General features: G+C 64.6%; 14 protein-coding genes. 9 read left to right on the top strand and 5 right to left on the bottom strand.

The features are described 5' to 3' along the window. Positions 1–16: 16 nt before the first annotated feature. The gene (locus WMW70_RS18100) at positions 17–1435 is read right to left on the bottom strand and encodes a DASH family cryptochrome (protein WP_341438853.1); all 1419 of its coding nucleotides are present in this window, start codon (positions 1433–1435) and stop codon (positions 17–19) included. A gap of 189 nt (positions 1436–1624) precedes the next feature. Here WMW70_RS18100 and WMW70_RS18095 point away from each other — a divergent pair, with 189 nt between their 5' ends. Beyond that, positions 1625–2218, top strand: a complete 594-nt coding sequence (locus WMW70_RS18095; RefSeq protein ID WP_325508875.1) for a MarC family protein — start codon at positions 1625–1627, stop codon at positions 2216–2218. Next, the gene (locus WMW70_RS18090; protein WP_341438852.1) at positions 2215–2997 is read left to right on the top strand and encodes an N-acetylmuramoyl-L-alanine amidase; all 783 of its coding nucleotides are present in this window, start codon (positions 2215–2217) and stop codon (positions 2995–2997) included. Before WMW70_RS18095 ends, WMW70_RS18090 begins: the two co-directional genes overlap by 4 nt. Positions 2998–3001: 4 nt before the next feature. On the opposite strand, the gene WMW70_RS18085 is transcribed toward WMW70_RS18090, so the two are convergent. Both WMW70_RS18085 and algB read right to left on the bottom strand, forming a co-directional pair. After that, the gene (locus WMW70_RS18085; RefSeq protein ID WP_341438851.1) at positions 3002–4816 is read right to left on the bottom strand and encodes an ATP-binding protein; all 1815 of its coding nucleotides are present in this window, start codon (positions 4814–4816) and stop codon (positions 3002–3004) included. Further along, positions 4813–6150 (bottom strand): sigma-54-dependent response regulator transcription factor AlgB, encoded by a 1338-nt coding sequence (gene algB, locus WMW70_RS18080; protein ID WP_445942167.1) that lies wholly within the window; start codon positions 6148–6150, stop codon positions 4813–4815. The genes WMW70_RS18085 and algB overlap by 4 nt, the downstream gene beginning before the upstream one ends. 245 nt (positions 6151–6395) lie before the next feature. On the opposite strand from algB, the gene WMW70_RS18075 reads away from it, so the two are divergent. The 4 genes from WMW70_RS18075 (at position 6396) to WMW70_RS18060 (ending at position 9297) form a co-directional block, all read left to right on the top strand. Beyond that, a complete protein-coding gene (locus WMW70_RS18075) occupies positions 6396–7232 on the top strand; it encodes a BON domain-containing protein (RefSeq protein WP_341438849.1) in 837 nt (278 codons plus the stop codon). A gap of 78 nt (positions 7233–7310) precedes the next feature. Further along, complete coding sequence (locus WMW70_RS18070; protein ID WP_341438848.1) at positions 7311–7745, top strand: ferritin-like domain-containing protein; 435 nt, start codon at positions 7311–7313, stop codon at positions 7743–7745. 63 nt (positions 7746–7808) lie between these two features. After that, positions 7809–7973, top strand: coding sequence for a DUF1328 domain-containing protein (locus tag WMW70_RS18065; RefSeq protein ID WP_325508869.1), 165 nt, complete (start codon positions 7809–7811; stop codon positions 7971–7973). A 94-nt stretch (positions 7974–8067) separates the two neighbouring features. Further along, positions 8068–9297, top strand: coding sequence for a nucleoside recognition domain-containing protein (locus WMW70_RS18060; protein WP_341438847.1), 1230 nt, complete (start codon positions 8068–8070; stop codon positions 9295–9297). A 138-nt stretch (positions 9298–9435) separates the two neighbouring features. Here the strand turns inward: WMW70_RS18060 and WMW70_RS18055 are convergent, their stop codons facing one another. Then, positions 9436–10446, bottom strand: a complete 1011-nt coding sequence (locus WMW70_RS18055) for a DUF5924 family protein (protein ID WP_341438846.1) — start codon at positions 10444–10446, stop codon at positions 9436–9438. Positions 10447–10700: 254 nt separating this feature from the next. Between WMW70_RS18055 and WMW70_RS18050 the strand changes: the two genes are divergently transcribed. Continuing rightward, complete coding sequence (locus WMW70_RS18050) at positions 10701–11663, top strand: SDR family oxidoreductase (protein WP_341438845.1); 963 nt, start codon at positions 10701–10703, stop codon at positions 11661–11663. Positions 11664–11665: 2 nt separating this feature from the next. On the opposite strand, the gene WMW70_RS18045 is transcribed toward WMW70_RS18050, so the two are convergent. Further along, positions 11666–12691: an AraC family transcriptional regulator gene (locus WMW70_RS18045; RefSeq protein ID WP_341438844.1), complete on the bottom strand. Its 1026-nt coding sequence runs from the start codon at positions 12689–12691 to the stop codon at positions 11666–11668. Positions 12692–12957: 266 nt separating this feature from the next. Here WMW70_RS18045 and WMW70_RS18040 point away from each other — a divergent pair, with 266 nt between their 5' ends. Both WMW70_RS18040 and WMW70_RS18035 read left to right on the top strand, forming a co-directional pair. Continuing rightward, the gene (locus WMW70_RS18040) at positions 12958–13929 is read left to right on the top strand and encodes a TAXI family TRAP transporter solute-binding subunit (protein WP_341438843.1); all 972 of its coding nucleotides are present in this window, start codon (positions 12958–12960) and stop codon (positions 13927–13929) included. Positions 13930–14111: 182 nt separating this feature from the next. After that, on the top strand, positions 14112–16682 hold the full coding sequence (locus tag WMW70_RS18035; protein ID WP_341438842.1) for a TRAP transporter permease: 2571 nt from the start codon (positions 14112–14114) through the stop codon (positions 16680–16682). Positions 16683–16745 lie beyond the last annotated feature (63 nt).

The following is a 16745-nucleotide window of genomic DNA, read 5'->3' as shown; positions in this document are numbered from 1 at the left end:
CGCCGCTGCAACAGTGTCAGGCGACATGGTTCAGATAGGGCTTCCAGCTCTCCGGGATAAGCGTCAGCTGGGGGTAGCCCAGGCTGCGCAGCTGTCCGTCGGCAAGCAGGAACGGCGTATGCCGCAAGGCTGGCGGAAGATTACGCAACTCCGGTAGCCAGAGGCTGACGTAATGCGCTTCGGGGTCGTATTGCCGGGCCTGACGCAGGGCATTGAACACCCGCTGTTGCCGCGGGTCATTGCCGACCCCGGCCAGATAAGCCCAGTTGCCCCAGTTACTGGCCGGGTCGTAGTCGATCAGGTGTTCCTCGAACCAGGCCGCGCCGTAGCGCCAATCCTGCTGCAGATCATGGATCAGGTAGCTGGCGACCACTTGGCGGCCGCGGTTGGAGATAAAGCCGGTCGCCGCCAGCTCGCGCATGTTGGCGTCCACCAGCGGCATGCCGGTACAGCCCTGGCACCAGGCCTGAAAGCGCCGGTCGAGCGGTCGCGCTGCAGTGTCGCCGCCCTTCAGCCCCGCGGCCTGGAACAGGGCCGCACCATGGCGTGCCAACGTCCAGCGGAAGAAGTCGCGCCAGAGCATTTCCACCCACAACCACTGGGTCGACTCATTGCGGGTGAACTGCGCCTCGTGGCGGCGCAATTCGGCCACTACCCGGCGGGCAGAGAGGCTGCCATTGGCCAGCCAGGGCGAGAACTTGGATGAATATTCACTGCCGATCAGGCCGTTACGGGTCTCCTTGTACTGGCGCACGCCCTGGCTTTTCCACAGGTAATCGCGCAGCCGTGCCAGCGCTGCGGGCTCGCCGCCGGCGAAGGGGAAGGCACTGGCGGGGACGCTGAGCGGTTCCCCCAGGCCGAGCCGCGACAGGCTCGGGATGGGCTGCATCAGGGCCTGCGCGCCATCTGGCAGGGGCGGCAGGTGCTCCGGGGCGTGGCGCGGTTGAAACACTTGCAGACGCTCTTCGACCCGCTCGCGGAAACGGCTGAATACCGTTGGCAACTGCGCCAGGTCGCAGGGCAATTCTTCCCGGCGCAGCAGGTTATTGGCCGGGGCCTGCAACAGCGGCACCTCGCCGAGGCGGTCAGCCACCCGGGCAACCTGCGCCTGCTCATCAGGCGCGATCTCCTCCAGGGTCAATACCTGCTGCAGGCCAAGGCTGCTCACCAGCTGCGGAATCAGCTGCTCGGGCTCGCCTTCGAGTACCAGCAGCTGCGAGCCACGCTGGCGCAATTCGCCATCCAGGGCCGCCAGGCTTTCCAGCAGGAAGCGCGCGCGGTGCACGCCCATGCGGCGCATGCCGAAGGCGTTGGCCTGCAATTGCCGCGGCTCCAGCACATAGACGGGCAGCAGGTATTCTGCGCTCAATCCGGCCTGCAGCGCCGGATGATCGTCGAGGCGGAGGTCCTTCTTGAACCACAACAGCGCGCGCATGGGGCGGGCCTCCAAATCCATACAATAGCTATACAGAATCATGGTCTGTGTAGAGTTTTATTCTAGCAGGGCCGATGCATTCCCGCCTGGCCAGTGGACCGACGTTATCAATCTGCCGTGTCAAAGGCGTTTTATCCGCTGACAGGTACGCAGGCACTAGACTGCGACAACCTGTTGAGGAGTTCCACCATGGATATTTTCGGCATCGCCGTACTGCTGTTTCTGGTCACCGATCCCTTCGGCAATATCGCCATCTTTATCGCCGCGCTGAAGAACGTGCCGGCCAAGCGCCGCCTGTGGATTGCCGCGCGCGAATTGCTGTTCGCCCTGGCCCTGCTTCTGCTGTTTCTCACCTTTGGTGACAAAGTGTTGAGTGCCCTTGGCCTGTCGAGGGAGGCAACCGCGATCGCTGGCGGTATCATCCTGTTCGTGATCGCCATGCGCCTGATCTTTCCCGGCCCGCAGGGCGTGCTCGGTGATGTGCCGGATGGCGAGCCCATGCTGGTGCCGCTGGCCACTCCGGCGGTGGCGGGGCCTTCGGCCCTGGCCGTACTGATGACCCTGCGCAACACCCATGAGGGACCGCTCTGGGAACTCTACGCCGCGCTGCTGCTGGCCTGGGCGGCGACCGCATTTATTCTGTTGCAGGCCTCGTGGCTGCAGCGTTTTCTTGGACCCCGCGGGCTGACCGCAGTGGAGCGGCTGATGGGCATGCTGTTGATCATGCTCAGCGTCGACATGCTGCTGGACAACCTGCAAAGCGTATTGCATATCAGCCCATGAGATTTGTCTGTCTTGCCCTATTTCTCGCCCTGCTCGCCGGCTGCGCCAGCGGTCCGCGCATCGACACCCGCTACAACGCCGTCGGCCAGAACAGCCGGGTGCAGTACATCGTCCTGCATTACACCTCCACCGACCTCGCGCGCTCGCTGCAGCTGCTGACCGAGGGCGAGGTGAGCAGCCACTATCTGATCGGCGACAGCCCCGCGACCATCTACCGTCTGGTCGATGAGGACCGCCGCGCCTGGCATGCCGGGGTCAGCCAGTGGCAGGGGCGCACCTGGCTCAACGGCACCACTATCGGTATCGAACTGGTCAACCAGGGCTTTTATCAGGGCCCGAACGGACGTTACTGGCAGCCCTTCGCCCCGGCACAGATCGAGGCGCTGATCCCGCTGCTCAAGGACATCGTGCAGCGTCACCAGTTGCCCCTTGGCAGCATCATTGGCCACAGCGATATCGCCCCACAGCGCAAGGTCGACCCCGGCCCGCTGTTCCCCTGGAAGCAGCTGGCCGACGCCGGGCTGGTGCCCTGGCCGGACGCCACCGCGGTGGCGCGCCAGCAGGCGCTGTTCAGCGTCAGCCTTCCCAGCGTGGCCTGGTTCCAGGCGCAACTGGCGCGCCAGGGCTATGAGGTGGCGGAACATGGCGAGCTGGATACGGCCACGCGCAATGTGCTGGCCGCCTTCCAGATGAAATACCGTCAGGCCAATTACGACGGCGAGCCGGATGCCGAAACCGCCGCCCTGCTGCTGGTGCTTAATCAGCAGATGCAGCCTTGAGGCATTACGCCTGCAGCGGCTGGCTTTTAGCGGCCGAGTCAGGCGAGACCGGCAATAGCAGGTAGAACTGCGCGCCCTGGCCGACCTGGGAGCGCACGCCGATATGACCGCCGTGCAGCTGGACGATTTCCTTGCACAGGGCCAGGCCCAGGCCGGCCCCCCCGCGGCGCTGGCCGAACTGGACGAAGGGCTCGAAGATCCGTGCCTGGCGGTTATGGGCAATGCCCTCGCCGCTGTCTTCCACGCTGATCAGCACCCGTCCGCCCTGGGGGCTGGCGTGCAGGCGGATTTCACCGCCTGGCTGGCTGTGGCGCAGGGCATTGCCGATCAGGTTGTCGAGCACCCGCTCGATCTGCAGCGGGTCGATCTGCAGTGGCGGAAGCTCGGCCAGCAGCTGGGTGCTGATGGCCACTCCCAGTTCCTCGGCCTGGGCGCTGAAGCGCTGCTGCGCCTGGCGCAGCAGGGGCTCCAGAGTCTGGCTCGACAGTTTCAGGCTCTGCAGGCCGTTCTGATAGCGCGAGAAGTCCAGCAGGTCGTTGATCAGCCGCAGCAGTCGGTGCATTTCCTCGTCGAGGGTGCTCAGCAGATCCGCTTCGCGCGAGGCCTGCGGGAAGTCCAGGCGCTCCTGCAACAGTGACAGGGCCATCAGCATGCCGGTGACCGGGGTGCGCAGTTCGTGGGAGGCGCGTAGCACGAACTCGCTGCGCACCCGATCGAACATGCGCTGTTCGGTGACATCGCGCAGCACCATCACCGCGCACATAAAGCCGCCCTCGGCGTGACTGACCGCCGACAGGCTGTAGGCCAGCAGGCGCTTTTCGCCGGCGACCTCGATCTGCAGGTCGTCCAGTTCGCCATCCAGGCTTTCGCCCTGCAAGACCTGCTGCAGTTGCGTGCTCAGCTCGGGACGCTGCAGCGCCTCGCCGAGTTCGCGGCCCAGGTACTGCGCGTCCCAGCACAGCTGCCGTCGCGCCACCGGGTTGAAGTGTTCGATGCGGCCCTGGCAGTCGAAGATCAGCAGGCCATCGTCGATGCTGTCGAGCACCGCCTGCAGGCGGTGCTGTTCGGCCTGCAAAGCCTCGACATCGCTGTTCTTGAATTCGCGCAGGGCCTCGGCCATCAGGCCGAAGCGCTGGCTCAGGGCGGACATCTCCGCCACCGGGGTGACGGGCAGGGTGACCTGAAAGTCGCCCTGGCCAATCTGGTCGGCGGCGCGCGCGAGCACCTCGATCGGCTGGCCGAAGCGCTCGGCCACGCCGTGGGCGCTGGCGAAACCGATCAGCAGCATGGCCAGGCCAATCAGCCCCAGTAGCGCGGCGATCAGCCAGGCGCGCTGGCGCGAACTGGCCTCTGCCTGCTCCACGGCGGCGACATAGCGCAGCTGCACGGCATTGATGCGTTCACTGAGGACATCCATGGCCTGGCCGAACTGATCGTTGTTGAGCAGCTCGCGGCGCACGGTCAGCGGCTTGGCCAGCAGCTCGTCGAACGGGGCGTAGGCGTGCTTGATCTGGGCAATGGCCTGGCGATCGCTGGCATCCATGGCGCTGTCGTCGGCGCGCTGCAGCCATTGGCGGAAGCGCTGGTCGGACGCCTCGAGCGCGACGCGGTCGAGGTCTTCGGCCAGCAGCAGGAGTACCTGCTTGCCCTGTTCCTGACGCAGGCCCAGGCTGGCATCGATGATCTGCAGGTTGCGTTGCATCGCCTGGCTTTGCACCTGAGTCAGCTGCAGCACGCTGAAGATCCCCAGCAACAGGCCGACCAGCGCCACCGTCAGCAGCGCGCCGCTACTCAGCAGCAGGCGATTGCGCAGGGTCACAGGCTCAGCTGCTTGCGCTTGCGGTACAGGGTCGAGGCGTCGATGCCGAGGGTTCTGGCGGCCTGATCGAGGCTCTCGCAATTGGCCAGAATGGCGCTGATATGGGCCTTTTCCAGGGTCTCCAGGCTGAACGGATCGCCGATCTGCGGCTGGCTGTGGTTGTGGGGCACGCTCAGCCCCAGATGGCTGACCTGCACCAGCGCCTCGGTGCAGATAATGCTGGCGCGCTCGATCACATTGCGCAGTTCGCGGATATTGCCCGGCCAGGGGTACTCCAGCAGCGCCGCCCGCGCTTCGTCGCTGAAGTTGCGGGCGGGGCGGGCATACTCGACCACGAAGCGGGCGAGAAACCGCTCGGCCAGGTCGGGGATGTCCTCGCGGCGCTCGCGCAGCGGTGGCAGGGTCAGGGTGATGACGTTCAGACGGTACAGCAGGTCTTCGCGAAAGCGCCCCTCGCGCACCATTTCGTCGAGGTTGAGGTTGGTGGCCGCGAGTATCCGCACGTCGGCCTGGCGGGTCACCGGGTCGCCGACGCGCTCGTAGGCCTTGTCCTGGATAAAGCGCAGCAGCTTGGGCTGCAGGATCAAGGGGAAGTCGCCGATCTCGTCGAGAAACAGGCTGCCGCCATCGGCCTGGCTGACCCGCCCCAGGGTGCTCTCGCTGGCCCCGGTAAAGGCCCCGCGGCTATGGCCGAACAATTCACTCTCGAGCAGTTCGGCGCTCAGCGATGGGCAGTTGATGGTCACGCAGGACTTCTTCGCGCGCTTGCTCCAGCGATGAATGGCCTGGGCCAGCTCGCCCTTGCCGGTGCCGGACTCGCCGAGAATCAGGATATTGGCATCGGTGTCGGCCACCTGCCGGGCGGTCTGTAGCACTGCCATCAGCGCCGGGCTCTGCGAGTCGAGGTCGGTGCCGGGCTTGTGCACATAGCCTTCCAGGCTCTCGAGGCGCTCGACCATCTGCCGCGCTTCCAGCTGCTTGGCGGCGGCCAGGCGCAGCTGCTCGGGGCTGCAGGGCTTGACCAGATAGTCGGCGGCACCGGCCTGGATGGCATCCACCGCGCTGTCCACCGCCGAATGGGCAGTGACGATCACCACCCGCATCCAGGGGGCCTGCAGGCGCATCTGCGCCAGCACTTCAAGGCCATCGTCCGCGCCCAGGCGCAGGTCGAGAAAACACAGGTCGAAGACCTGGCGCAGCAACAGGGCATAGGCCTGGGCCGCGGTGGTGGCCGTGCTGACCCGATAGCCCTGGTCCTCCAGGCAATAACGGAAAGTTCGCAGAATGGCCGACTCGTCATCGACCAGCAGAATGCGCCCGTTGTTCTGTTCCATCGCCGTTGCGTGCATGTCCTTCTCCATAACCCGAGTGCAGAGGGTTAGTCCGCGGGAAGTCGTGCAAGTTGCACGGCGCTGCCTGGGCGATCATGCAAGCTGCATGCAGGAGGTATTTGCATGAATATCTAAGTAATTGAAAATAAAGAATATATTTTGTTTAAAAGGCTGGCACGGGGCTTGCGAAGTATGGGTAACGGCTGCAGTAAGCGGCTGACTGATCGCTACTCATTGGAGCAACTGCCATGCATAAATTGAAAACTCTGGCCCTGGCCACCGCAACCGCCGGCCTGATCGGTCTGGTGCCCTTCAGTGCCTTCGCCGCCGAGGGCGATACCAGTCGTCAGCTAAACGAGGCTCGCCAGGAAGGTTCGATCTGGACCACCTTCGCGCTTAATCGTCACCTCAATCCCTTCACCATCGACGTGGACGTGGAAAACGGCAGCGCCAAGCTCACCGGCAATGTCGAAACCGCCGTCGAGCGCGACCTGGCCGAGCAACTGGCCCTGGGCATCGAAGGCGTGACCAAGGTCGACAACCAGCTCAAGGTCGACCCCAACGTGGAAAGCCAGGTCAGCAGCAAGCCGACCATGGCGCAGCGTTTCGACGACGCCACCACGGTGGCTACGGTGAAATCCAAGCTGCTGTGGAACAGCAATACCGAGGGCCTGGATATCAAGGTGCAGGCCGACAACGGCAACCTCACCCTTAGCGGTGATGCCCAGAGCCAGGCCGCCAAGGACCTGGCCGGCAGCCTGGCGAGCAACACCGATGGCGTGCGCAAGGTCGATAACCAGATCCGCGTCAGCGGCGACGCCACTGCCGCGGCTAAGACCCAGAACGCCGCCGATGATGCCGGTCAGGCCATCAGCGACGTCTGGATCACCAGCAAGGTGAAGTCGAGCTTTATCTACAGCCGCAACCTGGACGGCCTGGACATCTCGGTTACCACCAAGGATGGCCAGGTCAGCCTCGGCGGCAGCGTATCGAGCAGTGCGCAGAAGCAACTGGCCGTCGAAACCGCGCGCAATATCCGCGGCGTTCGCGGGGTCAATGCCGATGCCATGAAGGTTGCCGGCTAACTCATCCGGACAGCGGCCCCCTGGCCGCTACAACCCGCCCAATAGCGTGCAAGCCATGCACGCCCAAGGAGCTACAAGATGACCGACAAGACCGCACAACTGAACGAGCTGATCGAAATCACCCGTGACGGCCAGCAGTTTTATCAACACGCCCACGACGAAGTGAAGGATGTGCGTCTGCAGGTGCTGTTCCGCGACATGTCGCAGAGCAAGACCGAGCTGATTCGTGCGCTTTCGGTAAAGGTCGCCGCCAACCAGGAAACCCCGGCCAGCGGTGGCACTTTTATCGGCAAACTGCGTCAGGTCTATGCTGACACCAAGGCGAGCCTGACCAGCGACAAGGAAGCCACTTACGTGGCTCAGCTGGAAGAAGCCGAAGACCGCATCCTGCATGCCTTCGAGGATGCCCTGGAAAGCGCCGAGCCGGACGTGCACGCACTGCTGACGGTAGAAATGCCCAAGGTCCGTGCCAACCATGACCGCATGCGCGCCCTCAAGCACTCCCTGCAGTAACCTCTGGCGGGGCGGCCCGCCGCCCCGTTCGTCAACAGGCCATCGCGGCCAAGGAGCAAGACCATGTTAAGTTGGGCCATTACCTTTCTGATCATCGCCATCGTTGCCGCCGTATTGGGCTTCGGCGGTATCGCCGGCACGGCTACGGGTATCGCGAAGATTCTCTTCGTGGTGTTTCTGGTGCTGTTTGTCGTGTCCTTTATCATGGGCCGTCGCCCTCGGGGCTAAAGCCACGGGCCGCCAGCGGACCCGCCTATCACCGCCAAGCACGCCCGGTCCGGCCGCGCTATCATCGCGCCCATCGCATTAAGGGGGATGGGGCATGCTTAACGGCTTGTGGCTGGGCTTTTTCGTGGTCGCGGCGTTCGCCGCGCTGACGCGCTGGCTACTGGGCGACGACCCGGCGGTGTTCGCCGCCATGGTCGAAAGCCTGTTCGCCATGGCCAAGCTGTCAGTGGAAATCATGGTGGTGCTGTTCGGCACCCTGACCCTCTGGCTGGGCTTTCTGCGCATCGCTGAAAAGGCCGGCCTGGTCAATCTGCTCGGCCGCGCCCTTGGCCCGCTGTTTGCGCGGCTGATGCCGGAAGTCCCCCGCGGCCATCCGGCGCTAGGCTTTATCACCCTCAACTTCGCTGCCAACGGCCTGGGCCTGGACAATGCCGCCACCCCGATTGGCCTCAAGGCCATGCGCGCCCTGCAGGAACTCAACCCCAGCCCGAGCGTGGCAAGCAACGCGCAAATCCTCTTTCTGGTGCTCAACACCTCATCCCTGACCCTGCTGCCGGTGTCGATCTTTATGTACCGGGTGCAGCAAGGCGCGGACGATCCGACTCTGGTGTTTCTGCCGATTCTGCTGGCCACCTGCGCCTCCACCCTGGCCGGGCTGCTGGCTGTAGCCCTGGTCCAGCGCCTGCGTCTGTGGGATCCGGTGGTGCTGGCCTACCTGATTCCCGGGGCGCTGCTGCTGGGCAGCTTTATGGCGTTGCTGGCGGGGCTGTCGAGCACGGCCCTGGCGGCTCTGTCCTCGCTGCTCGGCAACCTCACCCTGTTCGGCCTGATCCTGCTGTTTCTCGTGGTCGGCGCGTGGCGTCGGGTGCCGGTCTACGAGAGCTTTATCGAAGGGGCCAAGGAAGGCTTCGATGTAGCCAAGAGCCTGCTGCCCTATCTGGTGGCCATGCTCTGCGCCATTGGCGTATTCCGCGCTTCCGGGGCCCTGGATTTCGGCCTGGACGGAGTGCGCAGCCTGGTCCAGTGGCTGGGCTGGGACACCCGCTTTATCGACGCCCTGCCCACCGCGCTGATGAAACCCTTCTCCGGCAGCGGCGCGCGGGCCATGTTGATCGAGACCATGCAGACCTTCGGTGTCGACAGCTTCCCCGCCTTGTTGGCCGCGACGGTACAGGGCAGCACCGAGACCACCTTCTACGTGCTGGCGGTGTATTTCGGCGCGGTCGGCATCCAGCGCGCTCGCCATGCCGTGGGCTGCGCGCTGCTGGCGGACTTTGCCGGGATACTCGCAGCTATTGGCGTGTGCTACTGGTTCTTCGGCTAAGCGGCGCAGCCCCGCCAGGGGCGCGCTCCGGTGCAGGCGAGACACGGGTGGGAGGGGTTTCTGCCGCGATCAAGGGCGCTGCGCGCCAACGCCGCTAAAGCGCCTCCCACGGTCACTTTGCAGTGCTCCACCTACCCGCTACTCCGCCACCTTGAAACGCAGCACGCCGATCATCTGCCCGGCCTCGGTCAGCACCTGCACCTGCCAGTTGCCCGCCGGTTCCCCGGGGAAGTTCTGCTTGTGGGTCCAGGCGCGATAGCCCTCCTTGCGCCCACCCTGGATATCCAGGGCAATCCGTTCGATCTCGCGGCCATTGTGCCGCCAGACGTGGTAGATCCGCTCGCTCAGGCCGCGCGGGGCGTTGATCGCGGTATAGGCATACAGCCCCTCGCTGCGCAGCTGGTCGACGCTGATCAGCTTGAGGCTCTGCCCCGGGGCTCGGTTCTTGTTATCCAGCTGGATGGTCACGGCCACCTCGGTCAGCCACAGGGTCGCTGGCGGCACCCAGACCCGCGCCAGCCAGCCGCCCGCCGCCAGCACCAGGGTCAGGCCGACCAGCAGCAGGCCGCGCCACCAGCGCTGCACGGTGATGATGGCGAACAGCGAGGGGAACGACAGCACCGCCGACGCCGCCAGCGCCAGCTGGTAACTCTGCGGGGTGGTCAGCTGGAAGATGATCGGCAGCGCCGTGAGCAGCACCGCGAACAGCGCCAGGCTGTGATAGGCGAGAAACAGCCAGCGCTTGGGGGCCAGCCAGCGGTAATACAGCGGGTCGATGATCGACAGCAGCGCGGCGATCCCCAGCAGGCCGGTGAACAGGGCCTGGCCGCTGTTCCAGGTGGTGGTGATAAAGAAGAACGGCAGGACGAAGAACAGACTTTCCTGGTGAATCATCTGGGTCGCATAGCGCAGCAGGGGCGGCGGCAGCTCGAAACCGAACCACTGGGCAATGCGCTCGCGCAGGATGTTTTCCAGCATCAGCCACAACCAGCTGACCAGCATCACCGCGGCCAGCACCTGGGCCAGTTCGGCATGGCGTTCGACCAGCAGAAAACTCGCCAGTCCCGAGGCAAAACCGAAGATCGCCACCAGCCCGGGGTGACGCTGAACCAGGGCGATCAGGCTTGGCAGCAGCGCTCTCCAGATCATCAGCGAGCACTCGGCATGGCGTTCGTACGGTCAACGGCTTGCCAGCGGTGCATGGCGCTACTCCTGGAACGGGCAGATAGGATGAGGCGCAAAGCATAGCGCGCTGCACCGGCAAAAGATCCAACCCCTTGGCGCAAATAGTCACGGCCACTGGCCCGGCCTGCCACTGCCGCCTGGCAGCTGTCGTTCTAGGCTGCACGGACACCCCACAAACCCACGATCAAACCAGCGCAGGACAGCGCCCGGAGTATTGCATGCGTGTCTTGATCACCGGCGCGGCCGGCTATATCGGCCAGCAACTGCTTAACCAGCTGGCCATCCAGCAGCCGCACTGGACGCTGATCGCCGCCGATATCCGCGGCCAATCCAGTGCCGCCCTGCCGGCCAATGTCGAACCGGTGCTGCTGGATATCAGCCAGACGCTGGCGGTGCAGCAGTGCGTGGCCCGCCACAAGCCCCAGGCCATCGTCCACCTGGCCTCGGTGATCACCCCGCCGCCGGGCATGAGCGAGACGCAGCTGCACGCCATCGATGTCGGCGGCACCCGGGCGATCGTGCAGGCGGCCGTGGCCCAGGGCGTCGAGCAACTGACTGTCACCAGTTCCGGGGCCGCCTACGGCTATGACCCACGCAATGCCGAATGGCTGGACGAAGACCAGCCCCTGCGCGGTCATGCCCAGTTCGCCTATGCCCGGCACAAGCTCGAAATCGAACAGTTGCTGGCGGAGGCGCGTCTGCACCAGCCGCAGCTCAAGCAGCTGGTGCTGCGGCCGGGCACCATCCTCGGCAAGCAGGTCAACAACCCGATCAGCGACCTGTTCAAGAAGCCCGCGGTGCTGGGCATTCGCGGCAGCGACAGCCGCTTCGTGTTTATCTGGGATCAGGACGTGATCGACATCATCTGCTGCGGCCTGCGCGAGCGCCGTGAGGGGATCTTCAACCTGGCCGGCGATGGTGCACTGTCGCTGCGGGAAATCGCCGCGCTGCTCGGCAAACCCTACCGCGCCCTGCCGGCCTGGCTGGTACGCGCCGCCCTGAGCCTGCTCAAGCCCCTGGGGCTGAGCCAGTACGGCCCGGAACAGCTGGATTTTCTGCGCTATCGCCCGGTGCTGAGCAATAACCGGCTGAAACAGGACTTCGGCTTTAGCCCGCGCTACAGCTCGCGGGAGGCGTTTCTGGCGTTTCTCCAGGCTCAGGGCATGGCCAGCCGCAGCTGATCCTAGTCGGGCTGTTGCCGGCTGCGATATTCCCCCGGCGTTAGCCCGGTCCATTGACGAAATGCGCGGAAAAATACGCTGGGCTCGGAGTAGCCCAGCAGCAGGGCTATTTCCGCGGCTGGCAGTTTGCCGCTGTTCAGGTGGTACTCGGCTAACTGGCGGCGGGTGTCGTTAAGCAGTTGCTGGTAATTGCAGCCCTCATCCGCCAGGCGTCGCTGCAGGGTGCGTTCGCTCAGGTGCAGGTGGCGCGCCAGCTCGGCACGATCCGGTTCGCCGCGGGCCAGCTGTTCGCCGAGCAGGGCCACCACCCGGGCGCTCAGGCCGGCGCTGGGCAGGCGTGCGAGCAGGGCTTCGGCATGCTGGCGCAGCAGGTTCTGCAACGGCGGGTTGGCCTGGATCAGCGGGGCGTCGGCCAGGTATCTGGGCAAAACCAGGCCGTAATCGGTGGCGGCAAATTGCAGCGGGCAGGCGAACACGGCTTGGTAGGCCTGCAGGTCCGCCGGCTGGGCGTGGACGAACTGCGCCCGGAGTAATTGCCACTCATTGAGCAGCGGTTGGAACATTTGCACCCAACAGGCCATCAAAGCCAGAACCCGGGTGCGAGTGGCCGGCAGGTCCGGGTGCAGGGGGCGATACAGCAGCTGCAGCTCATCGCCCTGTTCGCGCAGTTGCACTTCGCCGCCTTCGCCGACCAGACGCTGGTAACGCAGCCCGGCCGCCAGGGCATCGCCCAGGGTTGGGCTACTCTGTAGCAGGTATCCGAGCACGCTGAACGGGCCGGGGGCGAGGTTGCTGCCCAGGGCCAGCCCGGGTTCGCCGTGGGGCATGCGGCTTAAGGCCTGCCACAGGCGCTCCTGGGTGCTGAAGGGTACGCGGGCGTCGGGGTCGCTGAGCTGGTTGTCGCTGAGGCCACATTCGCTCATCAGCTGGCTGCGCACCAGGCCCATGCGGCTGGCGGCATGCAGTACGGCCAGGGTGATGCTGGCGCTGACGGAGGTGTGTTGCGAGTCGAGTGGTGAGTTTGCCATCGCCCGATTCTGCCCAAAGCTGTGGCCTGAGGGTAGTTTTTAGACGTCTAGCTGCACAGGACGTTGCACAAGCCGGCAGCAGGGCCGAGAACGGGCCATGCACGGTAACAGCTGCAGGCCGCTCAGGCGGCCGGTTAATACTCGGTAACCAGCGCGGTGCTATTACGCCGTGCAACTTCTGACCGAGCGGTTAGACTCTCGTCCCTCCGGTTGCGGCCCACAAGGTTCGACCGGTTTTGATAACAAACAGAAAAGGAGAACACCCCATGAAAGGCAAATCCCTGGCATGGGCCCTGTCCGCCGCACTCGCAGGTATCACCCTGAGCAGCGCGGCACAGGCCGAAGAGAAATTCGTGACCATCGGCACCGGCGGTCAGACCGGCGTTTATTACGTCGCTGGGCAGTCGATCTGCCGCTTCCTCAACCGTGGCGCAGCTGACCACGGCATCAAGTGCAACGCCCCCGCCAGCGGCGGCGGTGTGGCCAACGTCAACGGCATCCGCAGTGGTGAATTCAACTTCGGCATCATGCAGTCGGACCACCAGTTCAAGGCCATGAAGGGCGTCGCACCGTTCGAGAAGGAAGGCGCGATGGATGACATCCGCGCGGTGTTCTCGCTGCAGAGTGAGGTGTTCACCATCCTCGCCCGCCGTGACGCCAAGATCACCAGCTTCGATGACCTCAAGGGCAAGCGCGTCAATATCGGCAACCCGGGTTCCGGTCAGCGCGACACCCTGGAAGAGATCATGCAGGTCAAGGGCTGGGACCGTTCCGCCTTCTCCCTGGCCGCCGAGCTGAAGCCGGCCGAGCAGGCTTCTGCCCTGGGCGACAACAATATCGATGCGATGACCTACTTCGTTGGCCACCCTAACGGTGCCATCCAGGAAGCCACCACCACCACCGACGCGGTACTGGTGCCGGTGACCGGTGCGGAAATCGACAAGCTGCTGGCTGAGAAGAGCTACTACACCAAGGCCGATATCCCCGGCGGCGTGTACAAGGGCAACGACGCGCCAACCCCGTCGATCGGCGGCAAGGCGGTGCTTTCCACCTCGGCTTCGGCCAGCCCGGAAGTGGTCTATCAGCTGGTCAAGTCGGTATTCGACAACATCGACCGCTTCAAGCGTCTGCACCCTGCATTTGCCGACCTGAAGGAAGAAGACATGATCAAGGTCGGCCTCAGTGCCGAGCTGCATGAAGGCGCAGTGCGCTACTACAAGGAACGTGGCTGGATGTAAGCCCCGTATGTAGCCGGACAAGTGCCAGCGTAAGCCGGGATCGCGTTACCCGGATTGCGCCTAGGCTTATTCGGGCTACGTGACTGCCCATGCAACGGGCTAGTGTTTCCAGATAAGCAAACCCGCAGCTGCACGGCTGCGGGTTTTGCCGTTTTCCGTACTCTCGAATGCAGGTTCAACCCATGCATGACAAGCAACTGTCCACCGAAGAACTGATTGCCCAGGATGTCGGTGCCCGCCTGCCTGTGGGCCCCATGGCCCAGGCGATTGCCGGCCTGGCCCTGCTCTGGTCGCTGTTCCAGTTGTGGATCGCCTCGCCACTGCCGTTTGTCTTCGGCATCGGTGTGCTCAACGACACCGAAACCCGCTCCATCCACCTGGCGTTTGCCCTGCTGCTGGCCTTTCTCGCCTACCCGGCGTTCAAGCGCTCGCCGCGTGACCGCGTGCCCCTGATGGATATCGCCCTTGGCCTGGTGGCTGCCGCCAGCGCCGCTTACCTGTTTATCTGCTACCAGCAGCTTGCGTTACGTCCGGGCAGCCTGACCACGGCCGACCTGGTGACCGCCTGCATCGGCATCCCCTTGCTGCTGGAAGCCACCCGCCGCGCCCTCGGCCCGCCGCTGGCGATCATCGCCCTGGTGTTTCTTATCTACAGCCTGGCCGGGCCCTATATGCCGGGGATGCTGGCGCACCGTGGGGTCAGCTTCAACGCCATGGCCAACCACCAGTGGATTACCACCGAAGGGGTGTTCGGCATCGCCCTCGGCGTATCCACCAGCTTCGTCTTTCTCTTCGTGCTGTTTGGCGCATTGCTCGAACGGGCCGGCGCAGGGCATTACTTTATCCAGCTGGCGTTCAGCATGCTCGGCCACTTCCGCGGCGGCCCGGCCAAGGCGGCCGTGGTGGCCTCGGGGCTGACCGGGCTGATTTCCGGCTCGTCGATTGCCAACGTGGTGACCACCGGCACCTTCACCATTCCGATGATGAAGCGTACCGGCTTCTCGGCCGAGAAGGCCGGCGCGGTGGAAGTGGCGTCGTCGGTCAATGGCCAGATCATGCCGCCGGTGATGGGCGCTGCCGCCTTTCTGATGGTCGAATACATCGGCATGCCCTATGTCGAGATCATCAAGCACGCCTTCCTGCCAGCGGCGATCTCCTATATCGCCCTGCTGTATATCGTCCATCTTGAATCGCTGAAGCTCGGCCTGCAGCCGGTGCCCGGGCATCAGCCCAAGCCCTGGCTGCGCCGCCTGACCGGTTTCGCCTTTGGTGCGGCGCTGATCAGCGGCCTGTCGCTGGCGGTGTACTACGGCCTGGGCTGGCTCAAGCCGGCGCTGGGTGAATATGCCCTGCCGGGTATTGGCGCACTGCTGGCGCTGGTTTACCTGGGCCTGCTGAAAATTGCTGCCAGTGTGGCGGTGCTACCTGCCGAAGACCCGGACGCGCCGCTCGACAAACTGCCGCAAACCCGCGCCGTGCTGCTCTCCGGCCTGCACTTTCTGCTGCCGGTGGTGGTGCTGGTCTGGTGCCTGATGATAGAGCGTCTGTCCCCAGGCCTGTCGGCCTTCTGGGGCAGCGTGATGCTGGTGATCATCCTGCTCACCCAGCGCCCGTTGTTGAGCTGGCTGCGCACCGATGGCACGCATGCCCACGGCTCGTTTATGGACGGTGTGATCGACCTGCGTGAGGGGCTGATTGCCGGCGCACGCAATATGATCGGCATCGGCATCGCCACCGCGGCGGCCGGGATGATCGTCGGTGCGGTGTCGCAGACCGGGGTCGGTCTGGTGCTGGCCGATCTGGTCGAGCTGCTGTCGATGGGCAACCTGCTGCTGATGCTGGTGCTGACGGCGATTTTCAGCCTGGTACTGGGCATGGGCCTGCCGACCACCGCCAACTACATTGTGGTGTCCAGCCTGCTGGTGCCGGTGATCGTCACGCTTGGTCAGCAGAACGGCCTGATCGTGCCGCTGATTGCGGTGCACCTGTTCGTCTTCTACTTCGGCATCATGGCCGACGTCACCCCGCCGGTAGGCCTGGCCTCGTTCGCGGCGGCGGCGGTATCCAAGGGCGATCCGATCAGTACGGGGATTCAGGCGTTCTACTACAGCCTGCGCACGGCGGTGTTGCCGTTCCTGTTTATCTTCAACACCGACCTGCTGCTGATCGACGTGGATTTCTGGCACGGTGTGCTGATCTTTGCCATCGCCACCGTTGCCATGCTGATCTTCGCGGCCGGTACCCAGGGCTATTTCCTGGTGCGCAGCCGCTGGTACGAGAACCTGCTGCTGTTGCTGGTGGCCTTCACCCTGTTCCGTCCGGGTTTCTGGATGGACATCGTGCACGACCCTTACCGTGACATCCCGCCGGCACAGCTGACCCAGGCTCTGGGTGATGTGGCCGATGGCAGCCAGCTGCGTTTGCGCATCAAAGGTGAAGATGCGGTGGGTGATCCCCGCGAGTTCAGCCTGCTGCTGCCAGTGCCGGAAGGTGCCAGCGGCGAAGAGCGCCTGGAGAAGCTTGGCCTGCTGACCTATGAAGAGGGCGGCAAGGTGCTGGTCGACAGCGTCACCTTCGGCAGCCCGGCGGCCGAGGCGGGTCTGGAGTTCGATCAGGAAATCCTCAACGTCCGCGCCCCGACGGATCGCTGGACCAAGGAGCTGATGTGGATTCCGGGCTTTATGCTGTTTGGCCTGGTGGTCTGGCTGCAACGGCGGCGACGCGAGCCTGAGGTGAAAGCCGTACAGGCCTGAGTGGCGCGCCAGCGCGCTCCGGGGCTTTGTCCCCGGGCGCGCTGGCGGTCGATATCTTGTTTA

Source organism: Pseudomonas sp. XK-1, from assembly GCF_038069885.1.
Lineage (GTDB): Bacteria > Pseudomonadota > Gammaproteobacteria > Pseudomonadales > Pseudomonadaceae > Aquipseudomonas.
This window is presented reverse-complemented; position numbering and strand designations above follow the sequence as displayed.

Bases quoted from the DNA above. Each gene is read 5' to 3' on its own strand.
- WMW70_RS18100 (WP_341438853.1), bottom strand. From the start codon at position 1,435: ATGCGCGCGCTGTTGTGGTTCAAGAAGGACCTCCGCCTCGACGATCAT.
- WMW70_RS18095 (WP_325508875.1), top strand. From the start codon at position 1,625: ATGGATATTTTCGGCATCGCCGTACTGCTGTTTCTGGTCACCGATCCC.
- WMW70_RS18090 (WP_341438852.1), top strand. From the start codon at position 2,215: ATGAGATTTGTCTGTCTTGCCCTATTTCTCGCCCTGCTCGCCGGCTGC.
- algB (WP_445942167.1), bottom strand. From the start codon at position 6,150: ATGGAACAGAACAACGGGCGCATTCTGCTGGTCGATGACGAGTCGGCC.
- WMW70_RS18075 (WP_341438849.1), top strand. From the start codon at position 6,396: ATGCATAAATTGAAAACTCTGGCCCTGGCCACCGCAACCGCCGGCCTG.
- WMW70_RS18070 (WP_341438848.1), top strand. From the start codon at position 7,311: ATGACCGACAAGACCGCACAACTGAACGAGCTGATCGAAATCACCCGT.
- WMW70_RS18065 (WP_325508869.1), top strand. From the start codon at position 7,809: ATGTTAAGTTGGGCCATTACCTTTCTGATCATCGCCATCGTTGCCGCC.
- WMW70_RS18060 (WP_341438847.1), top strand. From the start codon at position 8,068: ATGCTTAACGGCTTGTGGCTGGGCTTTTTCGTGGTCGCGGCGTTCGCC.
- WMW70_RS18055 (WP_341438846.1), bottom strand. From the start codon at position 10,446: ATGATCTGGAGAGCGCTGCTGCCAAGCCTGATCGCCCTGGTTCAGCGT.
- WMW70_RS18050 (WP_341438845.1), top strand. From the start codon at position 10,701: ATGCGTGTCTTGATCACCGGCGCGGCCGGCTATATCGGCCAGCAACTG.
- WMW70_RS18045 (WP_341438844.1), bottom strand. From the start codon at position 12,691: ATGGCAAACTCACCACTCGACTCGCAACACACCTCCGTCAGCGCCAGC.
- WMW70_RS18040 (WP_341438843.1), top strand. From the start codon at position 12,958: ATGAAAGGCAAATCCCTGGCATGGGCCCTGTCCGCCGCACTCGCAGGT.
- WMW70_RS18035 (WP_341438842.1), top strand. From the start codon at position 14,112: ATGCATGACAAGCAACTGTCCACCGAAGAACTGATTGCCCAGGATGTC.